13 protein-coding genes are annotated in these 17,375 nt (G+C 57.1%); 1 reads left to right on the forward strand and 12 read right to left on the reverse strand.

Features of this window, described 5'->3' with window-relative positions; translation table 11 throughout:
- Positions 1–56: 56 nt before the first annotated feature.
- Both NTD81_RS18150 and NTD81_RS18155 read right to left on the reverse strand, forming a co-directional pair.
- Positions 57–1,115: an LLM class flavin-dependent oxidoreductase gene (locus tag NTD81_RS18150; protein ID WP_262184133.1), complete on the reverse strand. Its 1,059-nt coding sequence runs from the start codon at positions 1,113–1,115 to the stop codon at positions 57–59.
- 39 nt (positions 1,116–1,154) lie between these two features.
- Complete coding sequence (locus NTD81_RS18155) at positions 1,155–1,745, reverse strand: NADPH-dependent FMN reductase (protein WP_262184134.1); 591 nt, start codon at positions 1,743–1,745, stop codon at positions 1,155–1,157.
- Positions 1,746–1,995: 250 nt separating this feature from the next.
- Between NTD81_RS18155 and NTD81_RS18160 the strand changes: the two genes are divergently transcribed.
- A complete protein-coding gene (locus NTD81_RS18160) occupies positions 1,996–2,676 on the forward strand; it encodes a GntR family transcriptional regulator (protein WP_262184135.1) in 681 nt (226 codons plus the stop codon).
- Between the two features lie 855 nt (positions 2,677–3,531).
- On the opposite strand, the gene NTD81_RS18165 is transcribed toward NTD81_RS18160, so the two are convergent.
- The 10 genes from NTD81_RS18165 to NTD81_RS18210 all read right to left on the reverse strand — a co-directional run bounded on the left by NTD81_RS18165 (position 3,532) and on the right by NTD81_RS18210 (position 16,888).
- Positions 3,532–3,996: an REP-associated tyrosine transposase gene (locus NTD81_RS18165; RefSeq protein ID WP_262184136.1), complete on the reverse strand. Its 465-nt coding sequence runs from the start codon at positions 3,994–3,996 to the stop codon at positions 3,532–3,534.
- An 834-nt stretch (positions 3,997–4,830) separates the two neighbouring features.
- Positions 4,831–5,190, reverse strand: coding sequence for a hypothetical protein (locus tag NTD81_RS18170; RefSeq protein ID WP_262184137.1), 360 nt, complete (start codon positions 5,188–5,190; stop codon positions 4,831–4,833).
- The gene (locus tag NTD81_RS18175; RefSeq protein ID WP_262184138.1) at positions 5,190–6,368 is read right to left on the reverse strand and encodes a class I SAM-dependent methyltransferase; all 1,179 of its coding nucleotides are present in this window, start codon (positions 6,366–6,368) and stop codon (positions 5,190–5,192) included. Before NTD81_RS18175 ends, NTD81_RS18170 begins: the two co-directional genes overlap by 1 nt.
- A 45-nt stretch (positions 6,369–6,413) precedes the next feature.
- Complete coding sequence (locus NTD81_RS18180; RefSeq protein WP_262184139.1) at positions 6,414–7,211, reverse strand: alpha/beta fold hydrolase; 798 nt, start codon at positions 7,209–7,211, stop codon at positions 6,414–6,416.
- Between the two features lie 4 nt (positions 7,212–7,215).
- Entirely contained in the window at positions 7,216–8,796 is a 1,581-nt protein-coding gene (locus tag NTD81_RS18185) for an FAD-binding oxidoreductase (RefSeq protein ID WP_262184140.1), read from the reverse strand.
- Between the two features lie 251 nt (positions 8,797–9,047).
- On the reverse strand, positions 9,048–11,126 hold the full coding sequence (locus tag NTD81_RS18190; protein WP_262184141.1) for an FAD-dependent oxidoreductase: 2,079 nt from the start codon (positions 11,124–11,126) through the stop codon (positions 9,048–9,050).
- Between the two features lie 37 nt (positions 11,127–11,163).
- Positions 11,164–13,284 carry an FAD-dependent oxidoreductase gene (locus tag NTD81_RS18195; RefSeq protein WP_262184142.1) on the reverse strand — a complete coding sequence of 707 codons (2,121 nt, stop codon included), beginning with the start codon at positions 13,282–13,284 and terminating at the stop codon, positions 11,164–11,166.
- Between the two features lie 54 nt (positions 13,285–13,338).
- Positions 13,339–13,728 (reverse strand): nuclear transport factor 2 family protein, encoded by a 390-nt coding sequence (locus tag NTD81_RS18200; protein ID WP_262184143.1) that lies wholly within the window; start codon positions 13,726–13,728, stop codon positions 13,339–13,341.
- 27 nt (positions 13,729–13,755) lie between these two features.
- Complete coding sequence (locus NTD81_RS18205; RefSeq protein ID WP_262184144.1) at positions 13,756–14,502, reverse strand: aspartate/glutamate racemase family protein; 747 nt, start codon at positions 14,500–14,502, stop codon at positions 13,756–13,758.
- A gap of 634 nt (positions 14,503–15,136) precedes the next feature.
- A complete protein-coding gene (locus NTD81_RS18210) occupies positions 15,137–16,888 on the reverse strand; it encodes a hypothetical protein (RefSeq protein ID WP_262184145.1) in 1,752 nt (583 codons plus the stop codon).
- Positions 16,889–17,375: the final 487 nt, after the last annotated feature.

Consider the following 17,375-nt stretch of genomic DNA (forward strand, 5'->3'; position numbering starts at 1 on the left):
ACTGCACAACCTTGCAGGCGTGACTGCGAGGCGTCTGCCTCGCAGTGCACAGACAGTTAGCAGGTCAGTTTAGGCATGACCTTTTCGCCAAACAGGCGGATGCTGGGGACGAAATCAGGGATGCTGAAAAGGATGCCGTCGACGCCGGTTTGCGCGGCGATGTCGTCAATCTTGCTGGCGACAGTGGCGGGCGAGCCGTGAATCACCGGCATGCCCATAAAGGCCAGGTTGCCATCTTCATAATTGCGCTCAAGGCCGCTGAGCATGCGGTCGGCCGTCCCGCCCGGGTTGGAGTCCAGCGCCGCGCTGGCCAGGATATTGGCAATCGCGCCCTGATCCGCGCCAGCAACGATGGCTTCGCACTGCGCTTGCGCCTGCGCATCGGTTGGCGCCAACACCAACTGGAACAGTGCGTAGATACCGACCTTGCGCCCAGTCTTAGCGGCTTCGCTGCGCATCAGGTCGCAGGCGGACTTCAACGCCGACTTCTCCGCCATGATGAAGCTGTGATCGCCATGCTGCGCGGTAAACGCCAGCCCAGCCGGTGATTGGCCGGCGCAGACGATCGGGATCTGCCGCCCCGGACGCGGATTCACCACGCAGTCTTTGACCTCGAAGAACGGGCTCTTGTAGGTGACCGATTCTTCGTTCCAGAACTTCTTCACCAAGGACAAATAATCTGCCGCGAATTCATACCGCCGCCCGTAGTAGTCATCCCCTGGCCACACACCCATTTGCGTATATTCCGGGCGGTTCCAGCCGGTGACCACGTTGAGCCCACAACGCCCACCGCTGATGTCGTCGATGGTCGCGACCATGCGCGCGACCACAGCCGGGTGGCGAGCCAAAACGGTCACCGTGGGGAACAGGCCGATGCGCTCAGTTACCGCCGCCAAACCGGCCATGAGGGTGAAGGTTTCCAGGCAAGAGTCCCAGTATCCGGTTTCGCCACCGAAGCCTTTGAACTTCATCATCGACAACACAAAATCGAGGCCCTGACGCTCAGCCTCTAGGGTGATTTGTTTATTGTGTTCAAAGGTTGGCAAATACACCGGACTGCCCTTGGAAGGGATATAACCGTTGCTGCCATTGGGAAGGAAAATACCGAACTTCATTAACACACCCTCATCGTTATTAGCGGTAAGTCTTTGTTTTTATAGGCCGTACTGAAAAGCAGGGAGCTTTTCCGGTAATACCCTGCGAATGCAGGTAAACCCCTTGATGTAGGCTTGCAAGAGCAGCAATGTGTGGTCGATGCGTTGGCGCGTTTTGCCCACCTCGGCATCCTTTTCATCCCCGCTGATAACGGCCTGCACATCACGGATCACCAAATGATCCGGCAGGTAATTAGGGCGGAAATTCTTGAACGAAAAGGTGCGTAATTCGAGCACGGGATAAAGCCCGCCCACACCTGCGGAAACACCGCACAGCAGCACCGGCTTATGGGCCAGCCAGTCCAGATGCATATACAGAAACCAGTTCTTCAGCGCGGGGGTGGCCATGCCGTGCCACTCAGGGGAAATCAGGATAACGGCATCGGCATTCGCCGCGTCATCGGCCCGCGGATAGGCCGCCCCTTCTTGCCACAGCGCTAAGGGTTGGCTGCCCAGGTCATGGACCTTGACGCCTGCGCTCGCGCAGATACCCAGCGCGCTCAGGCGCTCGCCCAAGTAATGCCCCAGCCGGGCCGATTGACTACCGGCAGAATGGCTGCCTGAAACAATCAATATTTGCTTGAATTGCATGGGTGGAACGCATCCGTTGAATTGTTATAGTTACGGAGCTTCAGCAATTATTAAGCCAGCCAATTAAAAATCTATTAATTCATATAGTTAGAACAAACTAATAGTTATTTACCCTGCACATTGAAAGCGTAATTTCATATTGAAATAACAGCACGCTGATAAGCGTCCAGGCCTTCTCCAACACTGCTGTTAATGCGTATGAGTATGCGAGAATGCCGCCCTTAGTGGTGCAACTGGCAGAGAGAATTACATGGCCTATAACGGCGATGACTCGGAAAATTCACTGGTCGATAAAGCGGTCAACGGCATCCTCGAAGGGATTATGGAGGGCCGTTTTGTCCAAGGTCAGCGCCTGGTGGCTGCGGATCTGGCGGAACAGTTCAATGTCAGTCGCGCCCCCATCCGCGAAGCCCTGCAAAAACTGGCCGGGGATGGCGTGGTGGAACTGCTGCCAAACCGTGGCGCCCGCATTCGTCAGTTGAGCCTGGAAAACCTGGTGGAGTTTCTCGAGTTTTCTGAAGCGATTCTGGTGCTAGGTATTCGCTTGGCCGCACCGAAACTCAAAGAATCGGACAATCATGCGGTGTTGATTGAGGCATTCAACGAGATTGAACACACCGGCCACGCTCGCGAGCCTTTTGCCTTTGTCCGGGCGCTGTATCAATACCATGTGAAGCTGCACGCCCTGGCCGGCAATGGTTTCCTCGAGCTGTTTTACAACCGCCCGGAGATTCGTTTTTATTCGTTGTTCTTGGCCAATATCGTTCCGGGGGATTCCTGGGAGCACTACTTGGAAAACTACCGGCAGATTCATGAAACCCTGCTCGAGGGTGACCCCCATACAGCGGTAGTGACCTTTAGCGCGCACCTGCGTTGGGTGGTGCGGTTGATGCGTTCGCAAAATGCACATATTGCGACCTCGCTCCCGTGAGAACGGCTTTAGCCGTGAAAGCGCTTGTGTGTGCCTGCGTGTATTAGGGATTAGCCCAACTCAATTGTTCGCGGCTAAAGCCGTTTCTACGTGGGCTCTGCGGTGTTTTCTGTGGGAACGGCTTTAGCCGTGAAAGCAATGTTGTGTGCCTGCATGTATTAGGGATTAGCCCAACTCAATTGTTCACGGCTAAAGCCGTTCCTACGCGGGGTCTGCGGTGTTTTCTGTGGGAACGGTTTTAGCCGTGAACGCAATGGTGTGTGCCTGCGTGTATTAGGGGTTGGTCCAGTTCGGTTGTTCACGGCTAAAGCCGTTCCTACGCGGGGTCTGCGGTGTTTTCCGTGGGAACGGCTTTAGCCGTGAAAGCGCTTGTGTGTGCCTGCATGTATTAGGGATTAGCCCAACTCAATTGTTCGCGGCTAAAGCCGCTCCTACGTGGGGTCTGCGGTGTTTTCTGTGGGAACGGCTTTAGCCGTGAAAGCGCTTGTGTGTGCCTGCATGTATTAGGGATTAGCCCAACTCAATTGTTCACGGCTAAAGCCGTTCCTACGCGGGGTCTGCGGTGTTTTCCGTGGGAACGGCTTTAGCCGTGAAAGCGCTTGTGTGTGCCTGCATGTATTAGGGATTAGCCCAACTCAATTGTTCGCGGCTAAAGCCGTTCCTACGCAGGGTCTGCGATGTTTTCTGTGGGAACGGCTTTAGCCGTGAAAGCGCTTGTGTGTGCCTGCATGTATTAGGGATTAGCCCAACACAATTGTTCGCGGCTAAAGCCGCTCCTACGCAGGGTCTGCGGTGTTTTCTGTGGGAACGGCTTTAGCCGTGAAAGTGTCGGTGTGAACAATCATGCCTGGGCAGCTAAAGCCATACGGCATCCCACAACGGGTAATCCCCCACACGCTTGACCAGTCCAGCCCTCAAGGGATTCGCGACCAAGTAGCGAGCCACTGCTTGCATATCTTCCTCTGTGCGCAGGGCGTGTTCGTGATACCCCGCCTGCCATAATCGCCCTGCACGATCCAACGCTTGATTAATAGAACGAGCACTACGCCCTTTGACCCGCTGCATCAGCTCAGCCAACGTCGCCTCGCGCAATGTCACCAGCCAGTGCCAATGATCCGGCATGACAACCCACGCCAGGGAATCAACCCATCCCAGCTCCGCTACCAAGCGCAATTCCGCAACCAGCAAACGCCCTACAAAAAAATTGGAGAGGATCGGCTGGCGATGATCAACAGCAACGGTAATCAGGTAGCTGCGACCACACTCGCTATGGCGCCCACGCCTCAGGTTATGGCTGTGAAAGTATCGGGGGGTGGACATTCCGTGTCCTCATTGGGTTGGGAAGATGCTGATTGGAGGTCGAATGAGTGGCTATTCGACTGCCTCTCAGCGCTGCCAATACAGATCAAAGCCTGCAAACTGGCGTGGCTTGAGCAGAGTAGCTCTTCGCGGCTAAAGCAGCCCCTACAAACAGGTGCGATATTTTCTGTGAGAACGGCTTTAGCCGTGAAAGCACTTGTGTGTGCCTGCATGTATTAGGGATTAGTCCAACTCAATTGTTCACGGCTAAAGCCGTTCCTACGCGAGGTCTTCGGTGTTTTCTGTGAGAACGGCTTTAGCCGTGAAAGCGCTTGTGTGTGCCTGCATGTATTAGGGATTAGCCCAACTCAATTGTTCACGGCTAAAGCCGTTCCTACGCGGGGTCTGCGGTGTTTTCTGTGGGAACGGCTTTAGCCGTGAAAGCAATGGTGTGTGCCTGCATGTATTAGGGATTAGCCCAACTCAATTGTTCGCGGCTAAAGCCGTTCCTACGTGGGGTCTGCGGTGTTTTCTGTGGGAACGGCTTTAGCCGTGAAAGCGCTTGTGTGTGCCTGCATGTATTGGGGAGTGGTCCAGCTCGGTTGTTCGCGGCTAAAGCCGTTCCTACGCAGGGTCTGCGGTGTTTTCTGTGGGAACGGCTTTAGCCGTGAAAGCGATTGTGTGTACCTACATGTATTGGGGAGTGGTCCAGCTCGGTTGTTCGCGGTTAAAGCCGCTCCTACGCGCGAATTGCACAAGAGAATGGCAGCGCCAACCTCAACTCACCCCCCAAAAAGAAAAACCGACCTGATCGACTGCAAACTGATCAGACCGGCTTTTGTACTCCTGCAAATATCACTGCTCGACTTGCGTCACCACCGACAGGTAAGCGTCGTCGTTCGGCTTGCCGGCATCGGGGTCTTCGTGGTCCTGGGCGATAATGCGCAGCACATTGCGCAACAGTTGTTCACGCTTAGCATCACGCTGATCGCGCACGGCCGCATCGGCCACGTAAGCATCCACACTGCCCTGCGCCAAGGCTCCTTTGCTCACCAGCAAGCGCTCCAGCGTGTCGACCCGATCCGCCAGGACCGAGACTTCCCCCACCAAGCCCATCAGCATGGCCAGCAGCTTGTCCTGGGCGGGGTCTGCAAAGAAGTAAGGCCTCGCGCCTTTGGCCTTCTTGGGTAATACAACGTCACTTGGCACAGTCATTATTTCCACGCTCCATACACATACCACTGACCACCGCCACCGAAGTCCCCGCCCTGAAAGACATGGGTGTATCGCTGGCTGAGTTTGGCTTCGAAGGCGCTCGGGGCAAGGATTTCAAACACCTTGTCGGCGCTGAAACCGGCTTGCGCACAAGCGCTGAACGGATCGATCAGGTGGCTGCCGCGCCAGAACGGCTCGTTGTTGTTGCGCGTATCCCAATCGAGCATAAAGGCGTCGTACGGCGGCAAGTCCTTATAGGGCGGGGTTTCACCGTGGAGCATGACGCCGCCTTCACGCAGAACCCGGTGGCTCTCTTTAAAGATGTTGCTCGCCGCCTTCTTCGAGGTTTCATGGATGAGGATGCTGCCGTTGACCACATCGAAGTAGCCATCCGGGAAGTCCAGCGCCTCCGCGTTCATCTGGATAAAGTTGACCTTCACCCCCAGCGATTCAGCACGGGCGTGGGCATAACGCAGCACCGGCGCACCCACGTCGATGGCGAAGATTTGCGCCTGCGGGTAGTACTCCGCCCAGGCCAGGGTGGAGTGACCCACGGTGCAGCCCAGATCGAGGATGCGCTGGGGCTTGAAGTCCGGGTAATGCTCCTTCAGCCACTTGGCGGTAGAGGCGCCAATGTCGTCATTCAGCGGGCCCATGCGGCCCATGGCGTAGACGTAAACCGCGCGGTCATAGATGGCGCCAGCGGCGACGTCATCACTGCAGAATTCCGAGTGATAACCACCGGGCATACAGTGAATGTCGATCGCCGTATGGTATTCCGGGGTTTTCAGATCCAGATTCAGCTTGAGGCTGCCCAGCTTGGGTTTGGCCTGTGCTGCGCTGGCTTTTTCCACCAGCGTCGGTAGTTGACGCTGCACCGGAATCTGCACCGAGTTCCACATCATTTCCTGGCTGCAACGCTGCAGGCTGCTCCAGAACTGGTAGTACTCCTGCTGCTTCATCAGACGGTCGATTTCCACCAGGCTCTGGCCTTTGCCGGTGGCCTTGAGTTGTGGCTCGACGTTTTCCGTGAAGACCTTTTTGTTACCCGGGGAGACGTTCTGCGCCAGGTACAGTTTGAAGCAGCGCACGAAGTCCTGGCGCGCCTCTTCATCGTGGGTCATCTGCACCAATACGTCGTGCCGGTGCTGCGAAGTGGTGTCATTTATTGTTTGCATTATTTGCTACCTCATCTGCCAACCGCAGTTATCGAAATACCCTGCCTAGCGGAAAAACTCGCGGATCACCTGAGCCATATACGCGGGCTCCTGATCCAGCACATACGCCCCACCCTTCATCTCCAGCACCTGCGCCTCCGGGCGGGCGTCACAAGCACGTTGGAAGTAGGGATAGAGCACATCCCCTTCACCACAGATCAGCAGCAGCGGACATTGCACCTGCGCCAGATAGGCCGGGAAGTCCTGGTTGAACACCGCTGCGTAGGCCTCGTGCCAGCGGTCGCCGGCGATCAGGGTATCGATCGCTTCACGGGTCGCCAGCGCCACTGAGGGCGGGTACGCAATGGGGAGCTGGTCAAGCTGGTTGACGCGCTGCCACACCTCTCGCAAATGCGTGGCTTGGGCGTCGATGTGCAGCGGCTTAACGGCCGCCTCACGCCATAAACTGCGCTCTTGCTCGGTGAGTTGGACCGGCCCGATCATGCCCAGCTTGCGCACGCGTTGCGGGTGCTTGGCGGCCAACTCACACGCCAGCGCCGCGCCGGTGTGGTGGCCGAACAGGTTGAACGGCCCGATGCCCAACGCATCAATCGCCTGCATCAGGCTGCTGACGTAATACTCAGTCGTCGGTGCCTGCGCTGGACGGTAAGAGCCGCCAAAGCCCGGAGTGTCCAAGGCATACAACGGCGCCAGATCCTCAAGCTGCGCCATCACCGCCTGATACATGGCCGAGGAACTGGCGGTCTGATGCAGGAACACGCTCGGCACCCGGCCGCTGCCACTGACATAGCGCAGGTGGATCTGCCCGTCAGCCACATCCACATAAGTTTTTTTCACTCCCATGGCCTTACTCCAGTCCCAGTGCGCCGGGGTTCATCAGGCCCTTGTTATCCACCGCGCGCTTAACCTGAAGCAGCAGTTGGCTGGTCGCGGCATTGCCGATGGATTGCTGATACGGGTAGTACTTGCCCAACTGCAGGTGACAGGCACCCAGCTCGAAGTACAGCTCACGCAGGCCCTCACGGAGTTTCAGGGCCACTTCACGGGTTTTCGGATCAGCCGGTATCGCGCCCCATTCCTTGCGGTATTCGGGCTCGATCAAATCGAGGCGGAACTGACCCAATTCATCGAACCAGTACAGGCTCGGCTCGATCACAAACTCGGCCCCCGAGAAACAGGTGAGGTAGGAGTACTTGATGTTGTAAGTGGCCATCAGCGCCGCGTGCTCGGCAAAGTAGCGCTCAGTGGTCAGCGCCGCATCCACCGCCCGCGACAGTGGGAAGAAGCCATGCACCGGAATCCACACTTCACCTTTACTGCCCAGCAGGATGGTGCGCACACCAGCGAATGGCTGGGAGCGGAAGGCCAGTGGAATGGCATTGCCAATCGGTGCACCGCCATTCTGGCTGACGATGTTCTCGGCAATCATCAGCATGCTCGCCGCCGCCTCAGCGGTCGGACCGTCCACCGCGATATGCAGCGAGTAGTTGATGTTGTTCAGGATCTTTTTGCCCTGCGTGGCCATCTTCACTGCGTTCTTCAGACCACTGAACAGGCTTTTGCCGGAAGTCGCCACATCCGCCAGCACCGACAAGCCTTCTTTGAGGCTGAAACCTTTGTCTTCAAAGCCGGCGTTGTAGAACGGGTCAAAGCCATAGCACTCGCTAGCGATGCTTTCACGGGCGATGGCGGTTTGCGCCTGCAGCATGGCCTCCAGGGTTTCGAAGCCGTAGGACGCGCACAGCGTGGCGGGCGGCATTTTGATCAGACGCAGGCAGGCTTCCACCTTGAGCCCGAAGGCACCGGTATCGGCGGTGAACAGGCCGGTCAAATCCGGGCCGAAGTGGCGATAGAAGCCATTGCTGTGCACGTGGGCAGACGATCCTGTCTGCAAAATCTGGCCATCGGCGAGGATCACCTTGAGCCCCAGGCAGCTTTCCGCAGCGGTGTGGTGAATACCAGAGCCGTGGAACAGGCTGTTTTGCGACAGCGCACCGCCGACAGTGGCGTACAGGCCGGAGAGCGGGCCGTAGTAAGGCGTGCGCAAGCCTTTGGCCTTCAGCGCGTCGTACAGATCGCTCCAGGTGCAGCCGGTTTGTACGCGCACGTACATGTCCTGCTCATTGATTTCGACGATCTGCTTCAGCCCACGCATGTCGATCAGCACACTGTGCGCTCGGGTCGGCACATAGCCGCGGGTGTACGACATACCACCGCCACGGGGCACCAGCGCAATCTCGTGCTCATGGCAATAGGCGGCCGCTTTGGCCAGGGCTTCGATGGAGGTGGGTTTGAGCACCGCTGCAGCAACCGCTTCGGGCTGGAAACTCAGGTCGGTGGAGAAATAGCGGCGGGCCTCTTCATCAGTCAGAACGGCGTCCTGACCCAAGGCCTCACGCAAGTATTCGATGTGGCGTGTTTCCAGCATTTGCCTGTTCCTAATCAGTGAATGTTCAGGTCAGGAGCCTCATTAACAGCGCTCTCAAATTGCATACAATTTATAACCGGGACTTTAGTCCCGGTCAACGATTTGCATACAGTTTTGCGAGTAAAAAGCCTCTTTATTTCGATAAACAGCCCATTAACAGGCGATAACAGTTAAAAACCCTAAATACACAGCTTATTTTTGCATACAAAAAAGCCTTCCTTGGCCAAGCACTTCAGGGAAAACTCATGCCGTTACTCGAACGCTTCCCGCGCCAGCGGGCCATTAAATTGCTCAATGGCGCCCGGCTCGATGTAACGCTGCCAGTTGTCGAAGATCTCCCGGCCGGCGAGGAAGCCCTCAAAAATGGCGTGATCGGTACGCCGTGGGGTCACGCAGTCACCCACACGATGCACGTTCGGCAGGGCCTCTTTCAGCTCGAAATACAGCTGCTGCTGCGGCAAATGGCGAATGCACAGAACGATGCTGTCGAAGCCGCTCAGGGTTTCTTCATCGGCGGTGTAGAGGTTGAAGATATCCACATCGTTACCACGAATCTGACTGACCCAGGCGTTGAGGGTGTAGGTGAGGCCTTGAGCAAACAGGTTGGCGTAGACAATCGGCTGATCCAGGGTCACACCCAGCTTGTGGAACAGGGCATTCCAGCGCGTCAGCACGTGAACCTGATGGCCGTTCTCAACTAACTTCTCAGTGATACCCGCAGAATAACGAGTCCCTTCATCGTCGATGACCAGCACGCGCTTGCCGAGTTTTTCCGGGTGATCCAGTACATCCAGGGCGGTGAATACGTGATCCGCATCGATGCCCGGCACCTGATCCACCAGCGGGTTTACATCGGAGTAGCCGCTGCGATCCGGCAGAGAGCCGGTGGCCACGATCACCCCGTCCGGCGCCAGCGCCTGCACTGATTCGACGGTGGCGCTGTGGTTCAGGCGCACGCTGACATCGGCCTTGGCCATATGCACCTTGAGGTCTTCGGTAATCCAGGCGAAGGAGTCGCGGCGCGGCATGCGGATCACGTAGTTAACCTGCCCGCCCAGCTCGCCGGCCTTCTCCAGCAGGGTCACGCGGTGACCGCGCTTGGCCAGGCCTTCCGCCGCCTTCATCCCGGCCGGGCCGCCGCCGACCACCACCCAGTGTTTCTGTGCTGGTGCCAGCTTCAGGGTTTGCACGCCAAACACTTCCTCACGGCCGGTGCCGGGGTTGATCTGGCAGGTCATGGAGGTGCCTTGGAACAGCCGGCCAACACAGCCCTGGTTACAACGCAGGCAGTGATAGATCTCGTCTTCACGGCCTTCTTTGGTTTTCTTGGCAAACTCGGCATCGGCGATCTGCGCCCGGGTCATGGCCACCATGTCGGCATCGCCACGGGCCAGAATGGCCTCCGCCTCACCGGCGCTGCCAATCCCCGAAACCACGAATACCGGAATCTTCAGCGAGCGCTTCAACCGCGCCACCGGATCGGCCAGCCAGCCATTGGGCACGTCATACGGCGGCATGATGTAAGTCGCCGACTGATAGACCCCTGCGGTGGTCATCACATAGTCGATATCGCCGGTGGCCTCGACGGTTTGCGCGACCTTGATCCAGTCCTGCACCTCCATGCCGCCGGGCACCATTTCATCGGCGCTGAGACGGATGCCGACGACGAAGTCTTTACCGACCTCCTCACGCACCGCACGGATCACTTCCAGCGGGAAACGCATGCGGTTTTCATAGCTGCCGCCGTACTCATCGGCACGCTTGTTAAACAGCGGCGAGATGAACTGGTGCAGCAGGTAGCTGTGGGCCAGGTGCACTTCCACACCGTCGAAACCGGCCTCTTTCGAGTAGCGCGCCGAGCGCACCCAGCCTTCGACGATTTCGTCCATGTCACTGCGTTCCATGGCCTTGGCCATTTCACCGAACACCGGCGACTTGATGTTGGAGGATGACCACAGCACGCGGTAATCGTCCATGGCGTGGGTTTCGCCCATCACGCCAAAGTGGTTGAGCTGGGCAATGATGTGCGAACCGTACTCGTGCACCGCATCGGTCAGGGCGCGGTCACGCTCAACCATCTCCGGACGATAGCCGTAGGAGTAGCCCCGGCAGAAGGTGTTAGACGTCGGATGGATCAGGCGGTTGCCGGTGATCATCAGACCAATCCCGCCCTTGGCACGCGCCACGTGATAGTGGATATCGCGGTTGTTGGTCAGGCCGTCAGGCGAGTTAAACGACATGGCATGCGCCGACTGCATGATGCGGTTGCGCACGGTGATGTTGCCGATTTTAAGCGGCTCAAAAAGATGGGGATAACGCTCTACGGTCATGGTCTTGTCTCATCAATCAGACAGGTAAATTTTCTTTTTATGGGATGCTGCTAATCAGGGCCTCGCGCCACTGCAGGTCAAAGCCTTCCAGCTCGCCCTGTTCAATAAAGCGATTGGGGTCATGCAAAATTTCCCGACCCGCCAACATCGCTTCGTAGATGCTGTCTTGCAGTGGTCGCGGCAGGCGCGCATCACCGATGCAGTAGAGTTTTTCCACACGGCCTTGCAGTTGCTGGTACAGCTCATCCACCGAGCGATGCCCGGCGGCGATGATGAAGCTGTCAGCCTCCAGCACAGCCTCGTTCTGGTCGGTAAACAGGTTGAAGATTTGCGCCTGGTTGCCGTTGATATGCCGCACCCAACTGTTGAGGGTATAACGCAGCCCCTTGGCGAAGACGTGGCGGTAGTTCACCGGCAAGTCGAGGGTCAGGGCCAGGTTCGGTGCGAGGGAAATAAAGCGGCTGATCAGGTGCACTTCGTGGCCACGGTCGAGCAAGTACTCCGCCGTGCCCAAGGCATAGCGGCCACCGTCTTCGTCGAACAGCACCACGCGCTTGCCCAGTTGTGCCGTGCCTTGCAGCACCTCGACCACGCTAAAGACGTTGCCCTGCTCGGTGCCCGGCACCCGATCCACCGCTGGACGGGTCGAGGTGAAGGCGGTTTTCAGCGGCGTGGAGCCGGTGGCGATGATTACCCCGTGCGCTTTCGCTGCGACGATGTCATCGGCGCTGAGCCGCGTATTCAGGCTGATCTCCACCCCAGCCTTGCGCAGCTGACGCTCCAGGTCCCGGGGGATAAAACCGAACTTGTGCCGCCGCGGCAGCTGAGCCGCCAGATTGAGTTGCCCGCCGAGCTTGTCGCCAGCCTCCACCAAGCGCACACCATGGCCACGACGGGCCAGCTCCAGCGCCGCGCGCATGCCTGCCGGACCGCCGCCAATCACCAGCCAGTTGGCCGCTGTGGCAGCAGGTTTGAAGGTATGGCTGCCAAAGCGCTGCTCACGCCCGGCAGCCGGGTTAACCACGCAGGAGATGGCATTGCCCGCCATCAAGCGCGCAATACAGGCCTGGTTGCAGCGGATGCAATGGTTGATTTCGTCTTCGCGACCTTGCAGCAGCTTGTTGGCAAATTCCGGGTCGGCGATCTGCGTGCGGGTCATCGCGATCATGTCGGCAGCACCTTCAGCCACCAGTGCTTCGGCTTTAGCCGGATCGACAATATGGCCGACGATAAACACCGGAATATCGCGGATGGCCCGCACGGCCTTGCGCAGCCGCGCGCCGTCTTCCACCAGCCAGTTTTCCGGGTAATCCCCCGGCGGAATCTGATCGGCGTGAGCCGCATAGGTGCCGGCAGTGGCGCTGACATAATCAATCAACCCGGTCTCGACCAGCTTGCAGGTCATTGCCGTGGCGACATCGGCTTGCATGCCATCGACGCTGCACTCATCCATGGACACACGAATGCCCACGACAAAATCCGGGCCGACGGCATCGCGCACGGCCTGCATGGTTTCAATCGGGAACCGCACGATGTTGTCCAGCGTGCCGCCGTATTCATCAGTGCGCTTGTTGTACACAAACGAGAGGAACTGCTGATGCAGGTAGCCGTGGGAGAAGTGCAGCTCCACCCCGTCAAAACCTGCGGCCTTGGAGTTAAGCGCAGTTAAGGCGAAATGCTCGGAGACTTCGCGCATCTGCTCGTGGCTCATCTCCCTCGCCCATTCGTTATACGCCGGAGACTTCATGGTCGAAGGCCCCCACAGCTCGCGGTAGTCATCCAGCGCGCCACTGCGGCCTTGCGGCCCGAAGTGGATGATCTGGGCAATGATGCGCCCACCAAACTCATGCACCGCGCGCACCATCTCGGCATCGCGTTCGATGATCTCTTCACGGTTGCCCCGCGCCAGCGAACGGTTAGGCCCAGTGGAGGTGGGGTGGGTGTGACGGGCGCCCGTGACGATCAGGCCGATGCCGCCTTTGGCGCGCTCGGCTTGGTAGTAAATATCGCGGTTGTTGGTTAACCCTTCGCCAGAGTGAAAACCCTTGGCATGGGCGGTTTGCATCAGGCGGTTGCGTACGCTGATGTTGCCGATACGCAGGGGAGAAAACAGGTGCGGATAACTGTTTTCGCCCGAATTATTTTTATTCTGGGTCATATCGTGATCCTTGCTCTCAGGAAAAAAACGGGCCGTTAGCGGCCCGTAAGCACATCAGCGGAGCACGTTTTCACCACTCATGAAGACAAACACACGCTTGAACAGGCCGCCTTCGACGTACCAAAAGTTGCAGTTACGCAGGCGGGTTTCGTTACCTTGCGGGTCTTTCAGGTACACGTTGAAGCGCGCGCAAACGGTTTGCGCCTCTTCGTCGGCGGCGGTTTCAAAATCGCCGTGCCAGATCTCGTTAAAGTTGCTGAAGAGGTTTTCGAACATCTTCTCCACGCCGGCCACGCCTGGGTGGGTCAGGTTGTCGGTCTGGATAGTGAAGGCCACATCGTCGTGGAAGCAGGCCAGCACGCCCGCCATGTTCTTGCGGTCGACGTTGGCAAAATATTGCTGTTCAGCCAGCTCAATCAGCTGGGCACGGGTCAAACGGGACATACGCAAATCCTCTTAATCGAACGTCAGTCAAAGACCGGTAAATGCGTGGTAGGCCGCATCATTCGGCGCTTGCGGAGCCGGATAAGCTTTGCGGCTGTGCCTCAGGTCGAGGGACAGCAGCAACTCACAGAGCTTGTAAGAAACCTGGCCGGGATTGATCACCGGGATCGGCAGGCGCTCGCTGAGGTAGGCGTGGGACTGATGCATGGTGGTGGAGCCGAGCACGATCACGTCGGCGCCGTCCTCTTCCATGGCCTTGCGGGCCTCAGCCTCCAGCTTGGCGAAGACGACTTCCTCTTTACCGGCCAGCAGTTCTTTCAGATCCGGCCGGGTGTTGATCGAGCGCAGCGAGGCCACTCGCGGCCACAACTGGTATTCGGTGAGGGTCTTTTCATAGAGCGGGAACCATTCGTCCCACATGGTGATAACGCTGAATTTCTTGCCGAGCATGCAGGCCATATGGAAGGCCGCCATGCCGGGAGCAATCACCGGAATGTTCAGGCGTGAACGCAGAGCCGCGAGGCCGGAGTCGCTGACGGTATCGATGCAAACCGCGTCGTAACCTTCGGCTTCGGCACGGATGCCGGCCTCAACGACAGAGAAGTCCATCAACAGCACATCGAAGGCAGAGTCAGCCAACGAGGCACCACGGGCCACGGGGACGAACTCCGGGTGGAAGCCCGGAAGAATCAGATGCGGCGGCAACTGACTGGCGCGATTGTCAGCACCAGCCTGATCCATAGGGATCGGGATGATGACCTTGATACGTTTCATCACGTAAGCATCCTGTCGGTTTTTGTTGTAGTAAGGGCTGATGCCGATTGCCCAACAGGACAGGAGCAAAGAACTTGCCAATTAATTCAACTTATTGATTTAGATAAAAATAAGTTGAATTACAGGACAGAAAACAGGCTTTTTTATTTCAATCTGAAAAGCCCGATAACAATGTGAAAAGCACCCACTACGCCACCCAAAAACCCAGGGCAAAGCGAAGCCGCCGCTAGCCTTTAACTAGGCCAATAAACAAATCAGGCCAAACAAAAAAGGCCCAGATTTTCATCCGAGCCTTTATTTGTATGGCCCAGGCGAGCCTCTAAGCTGTTCCAAAACTATTTGAATTACCTAACCTTTAAATTATAGAAATTCCTCAGGCATACCGAGTGCTCGCTGCTGAGCTGGGTTTAGGCTTGTTGATCAGCAGGCCGTAGCAATGACCAACCTACTGATCTGTGCCCAGTTAGTGCACCGCGTGCCTTGCCGAACCGGCATTTCGCGTCTGCGCAATAAGGCAACTGCACTCACGTGCCCGCCCTGAAAAACGCAACAGGCTTTCTCTTTTCCGTTACCAGAGGGGTTCGAGCATACGCAATGGAGTGCATTGTCATGCCACACAATGCACCCCCTGCCCCTAATATTGTCGATAAGGAAGGTTGCTGCATCCGGTAAATAGGCAGAACACTTGGGACGATAAAGTTTGCTGGAACGGAAACCCAACCAGTAATGCGAACTCCGGATCGGGGTGATTGGCGAATGCCCTGAACCAGATCAGGTATTTGACCCACGGCAGGTTGGTTTGCGTGAGATTGATTGTGTTGAGCATGGCTTGTTGCGAAGCCACCGTATTGGGTGTGGTATAGCCGTCCTCCGACAACAGCACCGGAATATCGCCGTCACCATTGTTTACTAAGACACTGTGGACAAGCTCATTCGTGGCAACCCAGGTACTCATGGTTGCATCCTGAAAAATATAGGGATGCCAATTGGCTCCATCGAAATAGTCACGCTTGTTCGTCGAAAGCGAGCTGTTCGATGCAATGGCCCGGTAAATGTCTCGCAGATACTGCGCTACTCCATTCAAGCTCAAATCATTCAAAGCCATGTCATCCGCCGTGACAGGTGCTGCAGCTGGCATGAACACCGTTGCGTGCGGATTACCAGCCTTGACGCCGCGAGAGCCCCAATACATGAGATCGAGAGTAATCTTGAGACGCTCGGCGTAGTTGAACCTTACCTTGCCGCACGAACCGGTTCCGGTTTGAATCGGTAAAAGCGTCGTCGCACCATTGAGTTCGTTGCCGATTTCCCACAGGCTGATGCTAGGAAATGCAAGCGCCTGTGCCTTCCAAGTGGCCTGCCAGTTGGCAAGAAATGCCGTATAGGGCGCTCCAGTGCTCGGACAGGGTATGGCTGTCGAATCGGCCGCCGTACTAGAGCCTGTCATCCAGGATGGATAGGAGTTGTCCATCCCGACCACGGTCACGCCGGCTCGCACCAACTGATCGACAGCCTGCTGATACAGCGCCAGGTTGGTGTTGTTCGGCTGCACGACCCCGGCCGATATCCCAGTGAATTCCTGCCAGTTCAACATCCACATTCTCACTACACGTGGATGGAGCGAGAGGATGCCATCTATCTGACCCTGTAATCCCCAGTTATTGACGATGGTGTTGGATACGATTGGCTCACCAATTCCAAGCGAGCCGTCACCTGCTTTGACGGATGCGGCATTGGTTGCGATGCCACAATAGAAAATCGCAAAATCTACATTGGGTGTTCCGTAAGCGGTGTATCGCACATAACCCTTGGGACAGGTGTATTTGGTGCCTGTGGTCGGATTCGGATAAGGCGACTGTCCATCTCCCGTCATACCTGCAAATACCATCGACGGGCCATTTGCCTGATGAGGGCGATAGCAGAAGTACAGCCTGTTATCGACGTTCGGCGTCCCCAATACCTGGCTGCTCGAATATCCCGGTGGACAGGTGTCAGTGTAGGTAAATGGGTTGACGTAGGCGTTGTAGCCCTTCCAAGGCACGGCACCTTGGACTGTACTCGATGAATATGCGTAGATGCCGCCAAAGTCGAACAGCGGGTCAACACCGCTGACATGCGGGCGCCCGCACCAGAAAGCCGGCCAGTCCACATTCGGTGTGCCGAGCACCTGATAGGCGGTATAGCCGGCCGGACAGGAAGGCGCATTGGTGGCCGGGTTATTGAAGTAGGAGCCCGGCAACGTTCCGCCCATACCGTACATCCCACCGAAATCCATCTGCTCAGCCCGGGCTCCGGTTGCTATGCATGCAACAAACAGCAACGCGATCAATACTTGTGCTAGCCCGCTCATTAGCGGACGTTTCAGGTTCAACTCCATTGAGATCATGCTCCCTCCTTTTCAAGCTCAGGATTTGCTAGTTCCGGCATTGTCACGCTGTCGTAGGATGACAATGACAACGGCATAGCACGCCTGAGACTGTATAGAACTAGATTCTTGTTAATGCCGGGCTGTCAGCCCCCCTGGCCATCCCCATGCAGCCTCAAATGGGCTAAGGCGCGAAACAACGCCGTGAGAACAACCAGGATCGCGAAGCAAGGATGAATCGGCTGCTCGTTTCTGTCGCGCAGGCGATCAGGTAGCAAGTTGCGGCACAACAGCAAGTACCTAGTGCAAGCAGTGCGTAACGCAGAGCGCTGTGACTGGTCAGCAGAGTAGTGGGAGGGGTGACGCCCTTTTCGCTCATCAAGAATCATGGCTTTAATCCGGCGGCGCCATCGACTGGAAAAAAGCTCAGGGCCGCCGGCAAGTACCAAGGACGGCCAGTGGATAGCAATCGGCCGAAGTACGCCACCGAGCTAATCGACGCAGGCCA

Origin of the sequence: Pseudomonas sp. 5P_3.1_Bac2, assembly GCF_025465995.1 — a bacterium.
In the GTDB taxonomy this organism is placed as follows: domain Bacteria; phylum Pseudomonadota; class Gammaproteobacteria; order Pseudomonadales; family Pseudomonadaceae; genus Aquipseudomonas.

Bases quoted from the DNA above. Each gene is read 5' to 3' on its own strand.
- NTD81_RS18150 (WP_262184133.1), bottom strand. From the start codon at position 1,115: ATGAAGTTCGGTATTTTCCTTCCCAATGGCAGCAACGGTTATATCCCT.
- NTD81_RS18155 (WP_262184134.1), bottom strand. From the start codon at position 1,745: ATGCAATTCAAGCAAATATTGATTGTTTCAGGCAGCCATTCTGCCGGT.
- NTD81_RS18160 (WP_262184135.1), top strand. From the start codon at position 1,996: ATGGCCTATAACGGCGATGACTCGGAAAATTCACTGGTCGATAAAGCG.
- NTD81_RS18165 (WP_262184136.1), bottom strand. From the start codon at position 3,996: ATGTCCACCCCCCGATACTTTCACAGCCATAACCTGAGGCGTGGGCGC.
- NTD81_RS18170 (WP_262184137.1), bottom strand. From the start codon at position 5,190: ATGACTGTGCCAAGTGACGTTGTATTACCCAAGAAGGCCAAAGGCGCG.
- NTD81_RS18175 (WP_262184138.1), bottom strand. From the start codon at position 6,368: ATGCAAACAATAAATGACACCACTTCGCAGCACCGGCACGACGTATTG.
- NTD81_RS18180 (WP_262184139.1), bottom strand. From the start codon at position 7,211: ATGGGAGTGAAAAAAACTTATGTGGATGTGGCTGACGGGCAGATCCAC.
- NTD81_RS18185 (WP_262184140.1), bottom strand. From the start codon at position 8,796: ATGCTGGAAACACGCCACATCGAATACTTGCGTGAGGCCTTGGGTCAG.
- NTD81_RS18190 (WP_262184141.1), bottom strand. From the start codon at position 11,126: ATGACCGTAGAGCGTTATCCCCATCTTTTTGAGCCGCTTAAAATCGGC.
- NTD81_RS18195 (WP_262184142.1), bottom strand. From the start codon at position 13,284: ATGACCCAGAATAAAAATAATTCGGGCGAAAACAGTTATCCGCACCTG.
- NTD81_RS18200 (WP_262184143.1), bottom strand. From the start codon at position 13,728: ATGTCCCGTTTGACCCGTGCCCAGCTGATTGAGCTGGCTGAACAGCAA.
- NTD81_RS18205 (WP_262184144.1), bottom strand. From the start codon at position 14,502: ATGAAACGTATCAAGGTCATCATCCCGATCCCTATGGATCAGGCTGGT.
- NTD81_RS18210 (WP_262184145.1), bottom strand. From the start codon at position 16,888: ATGATCTCAATGGAGTTGAACCTGAAACGTCCGCTAATGAGCGGGCTA.